The following is a 13,303-nucleotide window of genomic DNA, read 5'->3' on the forward strand; positions in this document are numbered from 1 at the left end:
GACAGCCCCAAAAAAAGATATAAAAAAATCCTAATACCACTTTTCATCGTGGTATTAGGATTTTTTGTTTGAGCAAACAGATAAGGCTTATACTCGCAGAGATGCAAGAAAATTGCCATGCGTGCTGAAAAAACGGATGAGTCGTTTGCTGCTAATATCTATTTAGCAGCGACGATTATCCATTGACGGTAATTGTCAACACACCCTAGTTAAATCTACAATTTAGAATTAATACCTTTAAAGTATCGGTGGTGTTCTAAAAAGTATGCTGACATCAGACATAGCCATCATTGATATAAAAGAATACCAAATCAAACACTTTTAAGTGATTATCGAGCTTCTTAGAGAAACAACAGGTTCTTCTAACGGCTCGTTTTAGTCGGTGTCTAAGACGGCAATTATTGCCTTCAATACCTATCGTATGCTGTTTGCCAACTTGTTTGTTATCTGGTTTAAAGGACGTTATGAAACTGTCCCAATTGTCCATGCTAATAGAGTCATAGCTCACTTTAAGTTGCTTAAGACGCGCTCTTAGTTTCTGAGCTGTTTTTAAGTCGCGTTTGCCCCAAACATAAGTGACAATCTCATTAGTAGCCCGGTCATAAGCATAAATAAGCCAGACTTTACGCTTCTTGCGATATACGTAAGTCCAAAAATCATCAACTTCTAAGCGTTCATAGTAGCGCTTATTAGGCAGGATCTTATAAACGGATGAGCTTATGGTGCTGAGCACTTTACCAATACTCACCGAGGTAATGATGGCTATGTCTCTAACACCGCAGCCTCGAGCAGTCATCAGCCGTAAGATGTCTTCTATTTGAGAGTAACAGCCTTGGTAGTTTAAGGCATGGTCATCAATGAATTGTCGTTTGCAGTCCTTACATTGGTAGTTCTGCTTGCCATAGCTTTTTATACCATTTTTCTTTAGACTAAGACTGTGACTAAGACAGTCGGGGCAATTGATCTGTATTTGTGTCTTCATAACCTCAAATATATCATCTTGCTTCGGCTGTCACCCTTCCTTTATTACCCCAGCATACTTTTTGATACACCACCCCCATTTTTATTGGTTTAATTTGGCTAGCACATTTTCTGCTAAGTCTTGCAACGTTTCTTTGACAGGGCGTTTGGTAGGCTTTAAATTAATGGTGACATGAGATAAGCCTTGTTCTTTCTGCTCTTGCCAAAATTCCAGCAAACTATGTGCCCCGCCTCGTAGATAAATATTGCGAGATAATTGAGCAGGCTCATTCGGATTCTCACTAAGTTCGACAAAATTGGCATAACCAAAAGGATGCCAAGCGTCATCTTGATTTAAATCCGCCAAGGTTTGCACGATATTTTTGGTATCTTTTGGGTTTACCCCATGCCAAATCCACGCATCGGCAGTATTAGCAAGCCAATCTAGTTCCTGTCTGGCACGACCAATAGCAACCATCGGTAAGCGTTGTTCAAGGGTAGGGATAAAGCCAATATTGCCTGTTAAATCCCCATAATGTTGCCCTTTAAACTGCGGAAATTTTTGGGTGGTTAAGGCACGAATCATGTCCCAACTTTCTCGAAAACGCTCGGCACGATTGTCAAAGTTTTGCTGAAACACAGGGTATTCCACAGGTCTATCGCCACTCGACATCCCCAAAATAAAGCGATTATTGCTTAATACTGCCGTACTTGCTGAGGCTTTGGCGATATGAATGGGACTCCGCAAAGGTGCAACGATGCCTGCTGAACCTATCGCAATTCGTTGGGTTTTCGCAGTCAAATACCCCATGGCAACCATGGGGTCAAATGCTTGTCCAACATCGCCAAAACTTGGGTCATAAAATGGCACATCTCGCAACCATAGTGCAGAAAATCCAAGCTGTTCTGCTAAGACAGCGGTTTCCCCAAAGTCTTCTAAGCTCGGAATCGGACTATTGGGATAGCCTTTAAACGGGGCAATCAATCCCAAGGTGAGTTTATCCGCTTGAAACACCTCACTAAATGCAGGGTGATTGGCAAGATGAGGGGGTAGTTGTTTTTGTTGCGGGGTTATATTTTCATTCGTCTGAGCGGTGTGAAGTAATTGGCTATTGTCTTGTCCAAGAACAGAGAGGTTTGGTACAGCAGTTTGTGAGCTTGTGGTCATGGGAGTCACTCCGTTAAATGAAGCATTAAAAAATATAGTCCTAGTATAATGCTTTTATTTTTAATGATAATTGGGGTAAAATTAGAAACAGTTTTGCTTTTTTTGCAAAAATATGTTTATTCAAAAATACACTTAACTGCTAACAAATCCATGACCATCAATTACTTCTATGCCCTCACTATTTTTCACCATGTGGCGAATACTAATAGCTTTACTGCCACGGCAAGTCAGCTTGGGCTGGCGGTGTCGTCTGTCACTCGGCAAATTGATAACTTAGAACAATCCTTGCAAGTTAAGCTATTGAATCGCTCAACCAGACATTTGGATTTGACCCATGCAGGGATGCGTTATTTACAACAGACTGAGCCGATATTAGCTGAATTACAACAGGTAAATGAAGCGATTAAAGAGGAGCAAATTGAGCCACAAGGGCGATTGTGCCTTACTTTTCCCAGTGCCTATGGGATTGAAAAAATCGCCCCATTGCTTGCCGAATTTGCCCATTTATACCCAAAAATTGAATTGGAGCTATTTGCCAGTGATGAATTTGTAGATTTATTTAATGAGAAATATGATGTAGGGGTGCGGTTAGGGCGTGTGGAGGATGACCGCTTGGTAGCAAAATTTATTGCCTCTCAGCAACGGCTGTTATGTGCCAGTCCCGATTATCTACGATTGCATGGAATACCACAAACACCGTCACAATTAGCCGAGCATAATTGTTTGCCGTTTATGTATCAAGGCTATGCGTCAAAGTGGTATTTCCATCAAACGGGTAAAACGCAAAGTTTGCGGGTGACAGGGAATTTGATGGGTAATAATATAGAAATGCTGAAACAAGCCACGCTTGATGGACAAGGGATTAGCCATTTACCTAATTGGCTGATTGAGAAAGCGTTGCAGTCTGGGGCGTTGGTACAGGTGTTGTCTGATTGGCAAGTGACCCCGTCTTTGGCGACCGATGACGGGATTTATTTGGTGTATCCGCCCACTAGCCGTAATGTGGTAAAAATTGGCGTGTTGGTAAATTTTCTAGCACAGCGTTTGATAGGTTAAACTGTAGATGGTGATATTGTGAAAAGCAGTAGAATATTATGCGTATCTAATTTAGGGAGGGTTTTCTTCATAAAAGTAGTCTAGCATAGTGCTTATCTACTACAGCCCCAAAAATTAATTACATCCATGCAGTCACATAAATTTTAGACAATAAAAAACCCTTACAAGTCAATGACTGTAAGGGTTTGAATATGGTGGGCCCAGTATCAACCATATTTAAATATTAACTTATTGATTTTAATGTCTTTATTCGTAAATATTTCTGCTTATACCAACGGTTATACCAACAATTGAATCGAATTATAGATTGATTTTCCAATCAATACTGCAGTAAGTTTGGTCTTAAAATTAATTGTTGTTTATTGTTAAATATAGGTAATATGCTAATTGCAGAATATAACTTATTCTAACTGTATCTTAATATCATTCAGATAATATGTGGGGAAGTAAAATACTAGGAAATCGTGTATATATTCTTACCCCACAGTGGCAAGCAGTTAGGAAGGTGTTTCCTATATTAGTGAGAATTCAATATTCCAACGTCCAGCTTCATTATATTCACCTTTAGCATTCAACTTAAAATATCGGTTTTTATTAGTATCTGAGGTTAGTTGATAGGTTACACCACATTGCGAGTTTAAGCATTGCGCGATAAAGGTACGATTGGTTGCTCTTGGTTCAAACCCCGATATTAATAGCGTCACCTAAGAAAAATAAATTTCATACTCCAGCCCTCTACACTATATAGATAATAGCATATAGAGCTTTTATAACTTATCAGAGTAAGGTTGATTCATGGCATATGCAGATATTGACGATATTTTAAACACCATAATATTGAGGAGTTTACTACCTAATAAGTTATAGTTTTAATAAGAACTTGATCTACTTGAGCGTTAACTATTTCTAGTATCTATCTCAATTTTGAGCATAGCTAGACTATAAAACTGACGACATCAGTGTATTTATAAAGATTCTAATGCTTGCTGGCATGCTTGAGCTAAATAAGGGTCAATACTGTCCTGTTTAAGCAGCCATTTAATATAGCCAGTACCTTCAGAGCTAGCAGCTAAATCTGCAATAGCCTCACCCTTGTGCTTACCAAAGCTTAAATGCGTGGGTATACGCGCCATTTCACTAAATTCATATAAGCTTTCCACATCATTTATCTCATGACCTTGGCTATTAGCTAAATCAATCAGACTACCAAGCACCAGCTCAGTGAAGTAAATATCAGCAATGGCAGCATGTGCATCTCTTGCTTGAGCGCGCGCTATATAACGGTGAAAGTAATAGAGGAGGTATACTAGCTTATGACTCTCAAGCGTAGGAAGCAGGTAGTTAGCCATCGCATTAGTACATATCAGATTAGGAGTATGGGTCACGCCAGCATTTTTCAGAACGGTCATATCAAAATCAATATTATGACCAATCAAGTACTCAACACTGTTAGATAGTCTAAAATCAGTATGAGGCGGCTCATCTGCCACATCCTCATCACAGATATGTGATATTGCCATAGAGCCCAAGCTGATTTCTTTTAGAGGATTAAAGCGCTTCGCTCTTGGTGCTTGCAATACAGTCACCTTGGAAAGTACCCTAAGCATGCAAGATAGAACCTTAATATGTGGTTGCTCCAAATATGAGGTTACTCACTTTTCAAGATATTTCACCATTTAAAAATTATTATTACGTTTTTTAGTAAACGGCTAAACTCAAGCTTCAGAAATTGTTAATCTATTTCGGGCTTACTAATCGCGCGCCATAATATAATGAACAGCTCATCGAAGTTATCATTCAGAGGAGCTGGGTTTCTCCGTATAATATGCATTAATCCTAAGCGGCTAATAAAGCCTATAAACACATCAAATAAAGTAAATAAAGGCACCGTATCATTCAATATGCCTTGTTCCTGCCCATCTCTCAACACCTGTAAATAAGAATCAACTAACTCTTTATTATCATAAATGGCAATTTCGCGATAACGCGAAACTGGCACTGCTGTGGACAATACCATCATAGCATCTGGGCTTTTATCAATAAAATCGAAAAATACCCAAAGAGTTTTACGAAGGCGATCTTTAACACTATCAATACCTTGCAAATGATCAATCATACGGATCGCTAAACGTCCTAACACTCTATTTAAAATAGTGTAAATGATGGTTTGCTTGTCCCCAAAATAATTATACAAAGTTTTTAATGACATATTTGCTGCATTTGCTATCTGTATCATGCTCACTTCGGAGGGATCATGATTTGAAAATAACAACAGCACTGCTTTTTCAAGTTTGTTTAAGGTTGCTGGTCGCATAGCTGATATTGGTTTTAATTGTTTGTTCCTCAGTTTACTCTTCAAAGCCTTGCCTGCCATTTTCACATTCTCCAATTCATAGTTTGCATTTTGTTATCCTCTAATTTTTCTATTAGCCTGTATATAAATCGCCGATTGAACAAGTTTGCTATTTAGAAAAATATCTCCTGAATAAAGTATATGAGGATAATCTATATTATCTTTATTGTATAATTGATTGCAATATGTATTGCAACTGCATAATATAATTCCTACAAACCTTATTTAATAAGTTTTTATAGGTTATATAAAATGATAATATTTATTATCATTATTTTATATAATGCGATTATGAAATATGAAAACCAGTATTTTGAAGGTTTTCAAACACACTAAACTAGGAAAGGAAGCCATGACCATGTTAATGACAGAAGAGCAGAAAATGGCCACTGACGGCTTGCGTAAAGTTCTGGATAATGAAATTGAACCAAAGCTGCGTGCTCACGGAGAAGGTTTCATTCCTAAAGAGATGTTAAAAGGCTTTGTTAAGACTTTGACAGAATACGGCCTAATCAAAGCGCCCTTTCCTGAGAGGTGGGGTGGTTTAGGCTTGGATTGGGTGACGCACTTGTTACTTTGGGAAGAAGTGGGTGTTAGCTCAATAGATTTGGCATTACCTATCCTAATTAATGTTTCTGGCGCTGATCTGTTGATTAGAAATGCTCCAGAGCATATCAAAGAAAAGTATGTGCCGGGTCTGCTTTCAGGTGATTTGTTTATAGGCATCGGGATATCTGAGCCTGACGCAGGGTCTGATGTAGCTGCCGCAAGGACTCGAGCAGTGCGTGATGGCGACGACTGGATTATCAATGGAGAAAAAACCTGGATCTCAAACGGCGAGCATATGGATATCTTTATATGCACATGCAAAACTGCTGAGGGCGAATTGACCCATATTTTGGTAGATATGACCACATCAGGCATTGAAGTACGCGGTATTAAAAAAATGGCTTTAAATGGTCAGTCAACGGCACAAGTATTTTTTGGTGATGTGCGAGTCCCTGTGAGCAATACTATTGGTGAATTGGGCTCTGGGTTGAAGAATACGCTTGTGACTTTTGAACGTGCGCGCTGTCATATGGCAGCTTGGGGTTACTCTATTGCTCGTAGATCAATGGAAGAGTCTATTAAGTATAGCCAAGAGCGTTTCCAACACGGCAAGTTGATCGCGGGTCATCAATTAATAGCGGATAAAATCGCTGATATGGCTACTAAAATAGATGCCTCTAGATTACTAACGCTAAGAGCCGCCACTATGATCGATCATGGTATACGTTGTGATAAAGAGTGTGCGATGGCTAAATGGTATAGCACCGAAATGGCGGTCAAAGTTTGCCGTGATGCTGTGCAGATTCATGGCGGCAATGGCGTTACCAAAGAGTATATTGTTGAACGTTTAGCTCGAGAAGCAATTATTGGCACCATCCCCGATGGCACTACTGAAATCCAAAAGTTATTGATAGCGCGTTCGCTGACTGGTATTCAAGCCTTTAGATAAATTTACTCGACGCAATAGTGTCCCAATAAGAGAAAGTATGGGTAAAACAAAGCTGAGTTTTTTAATCAACTAGTAATAAATAGTACTGAGTCAGTAGCCAGTCAGCAAGTTGTAAGGAACATGCTTAATCGACCTAAACCGTGGGTTAATGCATAACAATTAGCTTGACCTGAACGATTAGACTGATTTTAACGATTAAAAAACTCTTAGTATCTGGTTTATTGATGTATGCCAAGGAGAGGCCATCATGTTTAGTACCATTGCTATTATCATAACTTTACTGTTATTGATGTTCTTTGCTTATCGTGGATATTCTGTGTTGATTTTGGCGCCGATATTGGCAGTGTTAGCCGTATTTTTATCAGGTGATTTTTTAAGCAGTATCCCTGCTTATACCGATATATTTATGGGTGGATTAAGTGGATTCTTACTCAAGTTTTTCCCAATATTTTTATTAGGTGCTATGTTTGGGCGCTTAATGGGAGATTCGGGAGCGGCCACAGTCATTGCTAATGCGATCGTCAAGAAGTTAGGGTCAAGCAAAGCTATTCTAGCCATTATTTTAGTATGTGCATTATTAACTTATGGTGGGGTATCTGGTTTTGTTGTAGTATTTGCTATCTATCCGGTAGCCAAGAACTTATTCAAGATTGCAGATATTCCTAAGCGTCTAATCCCAGCAGCGATTTCGGTAGGGTCTTTTACTTTTACCTTGACGGCACTGCCAGGTACACCTGCTATTCAAAACGCTATTCCTATTCCTTACTACAATACCAATCTTTTTGCCGCTCCTATCTTAGGTGTTATCGGCGGGATAATTATGTTCGTGCTGGGTTGGTGGTGGGTACAGTCACGAGCAAACAAAGCTAAATCGGCTGGTGAAGGTTATGGTCAGCATAAGGATGGTTTCGAAGGGGGTATTAATGTTGCGAAAAGTGATATTTCTCAAAATAATACCACTCAAGGCGAAGAGTTCGTAACGGGTCATACAGTTAAGGAAAAAGCCCCAATTTCATTTACGATGGTTATCATACCGCTGATATTGGTTATTGGGATTAATGCGTTACTGGTTTACGCTATCTTTCCTTCGATTGACTTCAGTGCGCTACAGACTCAGTTCCCTGATCTGAATATTGCTGGCTCATTAGGATTATGGTCTATTATTATCTCGTTAGTTATTGCCTGTTTGGTCTTGATTATAATGCGAGTTGGGCATTGGCACAATCTACAAAAAACTATTAATAATGGTACGTATGACTCCATGTTACCTATTTTCAATACCGGCTCTGAAGTAGGGTACGGTGCTGTCATTGCTTCGTTAGCAGGCTTTATCATTATTCGCGACAGTATTTTAAATATAAGTCCTAATAATCCATTAATTTCAGAAGCTATAGCCATGACGACGTTGGCAGGAATTACTGGTTCATCGTCTGGCGGTTTAAGCATTGCCTTAGCGACTCTAGGTGAAGATTATCTACGCATGGCCGTCTCAGCAGGTATTGATCCAGAGCTGATGCATCGAGTCGCCGTTATGGCCTCCGGCGGTCTAGACAGTCTGCCGCATAATGGTGCTGTAATTACTATGCTAGGTATTTGTGGTCTTACTCATAAGCAGGCTTATCTCAACGTGGCGGCGGTTACTATTGCTATCCCGATAATTGCCATCATTGCTGTTATTACCTTAGGAACTGTCTTTGGTTCATTCTAAGCAGCTTGATTAATTATGAGATGTTTACTTAATGATAAATAATAACCAAATATTAATAGAGACATATGCTGCCAATACGCATACCAATAATAGCGCTTTCAAAATTAACGTTCGATAGGAGAACCATACATGAAATTACATATGGAAAATAACGCTTTAGAATTTAAACAAGTAGGGCCAGCGGCTTGGATTACCTTGAATAGACCTGCCGCTATGAACGCCATTAATCTTAATATGATAGATAAGTATGAAGAGCTACTGCCAAAGATTGCTGAAGATAGCAGTGTGAAAGTATTGGTCATTACCGGTAATGGTACAGCCTTTTGTGCGGGTGCGGATCTTAAAGAAATCTTAGTCTCAAACGATGGCCCTGCAGGCGAAGCAGATTTCATTGATCGCTTAACCGTTAACGTGCTTGATGTACTACGTAACTTCCCTAAGCCAGTTATTGCAGCTATTAACGGTATTACTATGGCCGGTGGTTTAGAGACTGCTATGTGTGCGGATATTGTGATAGCTGCAGACAGCGCGCGCATAGGGGACGCTCATGCTAATTATGGCGTCTATCCAGGAGCTGGTGGTGCGGCAGTATTACCAAGATTAATTCCACTTAATGTTGCAAAGTATTTACTTTTCACTGGCGAAACCCTTTCTGCAGAAGAAATGAGAGGCTATGGCTTCGTTAATAAAGTTGTTAGCCCCGATAGCTTGCAAGAAGAAGTGCAAAAACTAGCAGAATTAATAGCGGAAAAAAGCCCTATAGCGCTAAAAAGAATGAAAGTAGTTGCTAATGCCAGTGCAGACAAATCGCGTGATGATGCGTTGCAACAGGAGCAAGTGTTGTTCCGTGCTCATATGCGCTCTTACGATATGCAAGAAGGTCTCACCGCGTTCAGTGAAAAGCGTAAACCAGAGTTTCGCGGCTATTAACTTAAGTTATTTTTCAAATAATTTTTAATCAGAAAACAAGGGAATGAATCATGAATTTAACCAATAAAGTTGTCGTTATCAGTGGTGGTGCCTCAGGATTAGGTTTAGCTACTGCTCAATATATGGTACGCAATAAAGGGGCTAAGGTAGCCTTATTAGATATGAATCAAGAAGCAGGTGAGGCTGCTGTTGCCGATCTTGGCAAAGATAAAGCCATGTTCTGTCGTACGGATGTGACTTCTGAAGAAGATGTCGATAACGCTATTGCTGCCATCATAGATGGGTTTGGCGCTATCCATGCCGACATCAACGCGGCAGGTATTGTAGCTCCAGCGAAGATTCTAAATAGAGAAGGCAAAGCTTCGGCATTAGCGAATTTTAAAGCAGTAATTAATGTGAATTTGATTGGGCTATATACCGTCATGTCAAAATGTGCTGAAAAAATGGCACTAAATGAGCCTGATGAAAAAGGCGAGCGTGGCGTTATTGTGAACGTCTCTTCTGGTGCTGCTTGGGAAGGCCAAATTGGGCAGAGCGCCTACGGAGCGTCAAAATCTGGCGTTAACGGTCTCAATATACCGGCAGCGCGTGAGTTCGGAAAATTGGGTATTCGAGTTAATTCCATTGCTCCAGGCATGTTTGCGACCCCTATGGTGGAGTCGCTTGATGCAAAAGTTAGTGAAGCTCTTATTGCTATGTGTGAAGCACCTAAACGTATGGGTAATATGGAAGAGTTTGCCTCTACTTGTGCATTTCTAATTGAAAATAGCTACATGAATGGTCGCTATATTCGTCTCGATGCTGCGACGATACTGCAGGCTAGATAATAGAAGGCAGTTTTATGAGTACTCAGCAAGGAAGTTACATTACGCCACCAGAGTTTGGTGAGTTGCTAGTCGTTAGTGACGGAATATTATGGACTAGATTTAAAATACCTAGCAAGTTGGATCATATAAATATTTATTTGATTAGGGATGTAGATGGCTGGTTCGTGATTGATTCAGGTCCTGCCTCCGATGAAAACCGTGACTTGTGGAAAAGCTTAATACAGAACTTACCTAGCCCCGCGAAAATTACCGGTATCTTAATCACTCATTCACACCCTGATCATATTGGACTGGCTGGCTGGTTGGAGGATTATAGCGATGCACCCTTATATATCTCCGAAAAGGAGATTTTACAGGCAAGGCTTGAGAACCGTTATCGCAGTACTAAAGATTACAGTGACTTGCCACATTTCTACAGTCGTATGGATGCCTCACTAGAAGACATGCAAAGTCTGGAGGAGGTTTGGGAGTACTTAGATATGATGTTTGGTTCGTTGCCCACCGAGGTAAATATTGTCAAGTCTGGCGATACGATTGAAATAGGGGGCGAGTCATGGCATCTTTGGTCGGGTTCGGGGCATTCTATAGAGCATATTTGTTTACAAAAGGCTTCGGGAGAGGTGATGATTTCAGGTGATCAAATCATCGAACATATCACGCCCTACGTTGGCCTAAATTATATGAGCCAAGAGACCGATCCTTTAGCCGGTTGGTTAGCAGGTCTGAGCGATATGATTGATTGGATAAGTACGAATGCACTGGTCTTACCCGCACATAATAAGCCGTTTTATCATGGGGATGAAAGAGTTCGTGAAGTGTTGCAGCACCATCAAACCTCGTTAGATAAACTGCGGAAAAACCTCGACCAATGGCGCACTGTCAACGAGTTAAGTTCGGTATTGGGATGGGCAAAGAAAAAAGGTTTTGCACGTTGTTTAGCGCTTGAAGAGACGTTCGCTCACGTTACTTATTTGGTGAATACTGGAGAAGTAGTTTGCGAGACTGCAGAACTATCCGGTGTCTTGTACTACCAGTTAGCTTAAACAATTATATTTTTTAGAGATCGTCTAAAAAGTTATAACCTTTGGTTTCATGGTAAATGTAAGAGATTCGATAGCAGGATTAGGCTGTAAAGATAAACAAGGGACTACCACTTATTAAGGATAATAAACATGTTAATTAATTTTAGTAATCATATGGCAGCACTCGCGCAGCGTTACGGAGATCGTGAAGCCTTAGTAAATATAGAGCGTAACCGCAGATATACTTTTTCTGAATTTCACCTCTTATCCAATCAAATCGTCAATATGATGGTCAGCTTAGGATTAGGTGTTGGCGATCGCTTTATCAATATTCTGGATAATGACAATCTATCATTGATTCATGCTCCAACTATTTTTAAAGGCGGCGCTACTGGTGCCTTCACCAATTTTAGAGATTCGCTTGAAGAGCATACTTGGCAGGTGGCGGCTGCTAATGTGAAAGTTGCATTTATTGAAACGTCATTACTCAAAACACATTATGAAATGTTAATAGGGCAAGGCATTACTATCGTCGTTATGGATAAGCCAGAAGATAGCTTAGAGGGTGTCCTTTATTTTTGGGAGCTAGTAGATCAGGCCCCTGATCATAATCCTGATTTTGAATTAGATGATCGTGAGCATTGTGCGCTGATTCGCTTTACTGGTGGTACGACTGGCAAAGGTAAGCCAGCTATGTACTCTATGGATAATTGGTTCAGCTGCCGTGATACGGCCTTTGCTTTTGATGACAAGGATATATGGGCCGATGAACCAAGATGCATTCACGTAGCGCCTATCAGTCATGGTAGTGGCATGCTTGTATTGCCAACGTTATATTCGGGTGGCTGTACGATTACCCAAAACAGCCCTGATTTGAATGCTTACTGCGCTAATATTGAAAAAGAAAAGGCTACGCTGACATTCTTAGTGCCTACCATACTTTATCGCCTGCTAGAGATTGAGTCTGATTTAAGTACGCTTAAGTATGTGGTTTATGGCGCAGCACCTATGAGCCCAGGAAAACTCAAATTACTTCAGGCAAAGCTAGGTAATATATTCATACAGGGATATGGGTCTACCGAGCACTTTGGTTTTGCATTGAACATGAGCACCCAAAAACATATTATAAAAACAGAAGTGGACGAAGTTCGATTAGGTTCCGCTGGTCAACCTACACCTAGTGTTGAGTGTGTTATCGTTGACAGTGAAGGCAATACACTGCCACAGGGCGAGACAGGAGAGCTCTGGGTACGCTCACGTAGTGTCTGCCAAGGATACCTGAATGCCCCTGAGCTTACCGCTGAGGAATTCCATAATGGATTTTGGAAGTCGGGTGACTTAGGTTATATGGATAAAGAAGGCTTTATTTATCTTGTCGACCGCAAAAAAGACATGATTATCTCAGGTGGTTTTAATATTTATGCCAATGAAGTCGAGTCTGCTCTTAATAGCCATGCGGATGTCTTTCTAGCTGCAGTAGTAGGTATCCCTCATGAAGAGTGGGGTGAGGCTGTACATGCTGAGGTTATTCTTAGAGACAATGTTAGCTTGACAGATCTTGAGCTCATTGCGCATGTTAAAAACCTGATTGGTAGCTATAAAGCGCCAAAAACTATCTTAATTGTTGAGCAGATTCCCACTAGTGTGGTTGGTAAAGTGCTACGTAGAAAGGTGCGTGAAAAATACTGGAGCGAGGCTCGTAAAATCTCTTAGTAAGGTACTTGATATTCACAGCCTAGTCTTTACAACTGGTGTTGATGGATAAATATTTACTTTCTAAA

Annotated in this window: 11 protein-coding genes; 7 read left to right on the forward strand and 4 right to left on the reverse strand. The window is 40.3% G+C overall.

Going from position 1 to position 13,303, the window contains the following annotated elements:
- Positions 1-274: 274 nt before the first annotated feature.
- Entirely contained in the window at positions 275-982 is a 708-nt protein-coding gene (locus AC58CZ_RS03740) for an IS1 family transposase (protein WP_313907227.1), read from the reverse strand.
- An 81-nt stretch (positions 983-1,063) separates the two neighbouring features.
- Positions 1,064-2,128 (reverse strand): TIGR03571 family LLM class oxidoreductase, encoded by a 1,065-nt coding sequence (locus tag AC58CZ_RS03745; protein ID WP_284719442.1) that lies wholly within the window; start codon positions 2,126-2,128, stop codon positions 1,064-1,066.
- Between the two features lie 150 nt (positions 2,129-2,278).
- On the opposite strand from AC58CZ_RS03745, the gene AC58CZ_RS03750 reads away from it, so the two are divergent.
- On the forward strand, positions 2,279-3,184 hold the full coding sequence (locus AC58CZ_RS03750) for a LysR family transcriptional regulator (protein WP_197496723.1): 906 nt from the start codon (positions 2,279-2,281) through the stop codon (positions 3,182-3,184).
- 965 nt (positions 3,185-4,149) lie between these two features.
- On the opposite strand, the gene AC58CZ_RS03755 is transcribed toward AC58CZ_RS03750, so the two are convergent.
- Both AC58CZ_RS03755 and AC58CZ_RS03760 read right to left on the reverse strand, forming a co-directional pair.
- On the reverse strand, positions 4,150-4,791 hold the full coding sequence (locus AC58CZ_RS03755; RefSeq protein WP_101212840.1) for a DNA polymerase III subunit epsilon: 642 nt from the start codon (positions 4,789-4,791) through the stop codon (positions 4,150-4,152).
- A gap of 125 nt (positions 4,792-4,916) precedes the next feature.
- Positions 4,917-5,558: a TetR/AcrR family transcriptional regulator gene (locus AC58CZ_RS03760; RefSeq protein WP_101212838.1), complete on the reverse strand. Its 642-nt coding sequence runs from the start codon at positions 5,556-5,558 to the stop codon at positions 4,917-4,919.
- Positions 5,559-5,889: 331 nt separating this feature from the next.
- Here AC58CZ_RS03760 and AC58CZ_RS03765 point away from each other — a divergent pair, with 331 nt between their 5' ends.
- The 6 genes from AC58CZ_RS03765 (at position 5,890) to AC58CZ_RS03790 (ending at position 13,235) form a co-directional block, all read left to right on the forward strand.
- A complete protein-coding gene (locus tag AC58CZ_RS03765) occupies positions 5,890-7,035 on the forward strand; it encodes an acyl-CoA dehydrogenase family protein (protein WP_101212836.1) in 1,146 nt (381 codons plus the stop codon).
- 247 nt (positions 7,036-7,282) lie between these two features.
- Entirely contained in the window at positions 7,283-8,743 is a 1,461-nt protein-coding gene (locus tag AC58CZ_RS03770) for a GntP family permease (RefSeq protein WP_025650715.1), read from the forward strand.
- 129 nt (positions 8,744-8,872) lie between these two features.
- On the forward strand, positions 8,873-9,673 hold the full coding sequence (locus AC58CZ_RS03775; RefSeq protein ID WP_228706538.1) for an enoyl-CoA hydratase/isomerase family protein: 801 nt from the start codon (positions 8,873-8,875) through the stop codon (positions 9,671-9,673).
- Positions 9,674-9,723: 50 nt separating this feature from the next.
- Complete coding sequence (locus tag AC58CZ_RS03780) at positions 9,724-10,500, forward strand: SDR family NAD(P)-dependent oxidoreductase (protein ID WP_025650713.1); 777 nt, start codon at positions 9,724-9,726, stop codon at positions 10,498-10,500.
- Positions 10,501-10,514: 14 nt separating this feature from the next.
- A complete protein-coding gene (locus AC58CZ_RS03785; RefSeq protein ID WP_025650712.1) occupies positions 10,515-11,543 on the forward strand; it encodes an MBL fold metallo-hydrolase in 1,029 nt (342 codons plus the stop codon).
- A 129-nt stretch (positions 11,544-11,672) separates the two neighbouring features.
- The gene (locus tag AC58CZ_RS03790) at positions 11,673-13,235 is read left to right on the forward strand and encodes a class I adenylate-forming enzyme family protein (protein ID WP_025650711.1); all 1,563 of its coding nucleotides are present in this window, start codon (positions 11,673-11,675) and stop codon (positions 13,233-13,235) included.
- Positions 13,236-13,303: the final 68 nt, after the last annotated feature.

This window comes from Psychrobacter sp. CR212, from assembly GCF_059693765.1.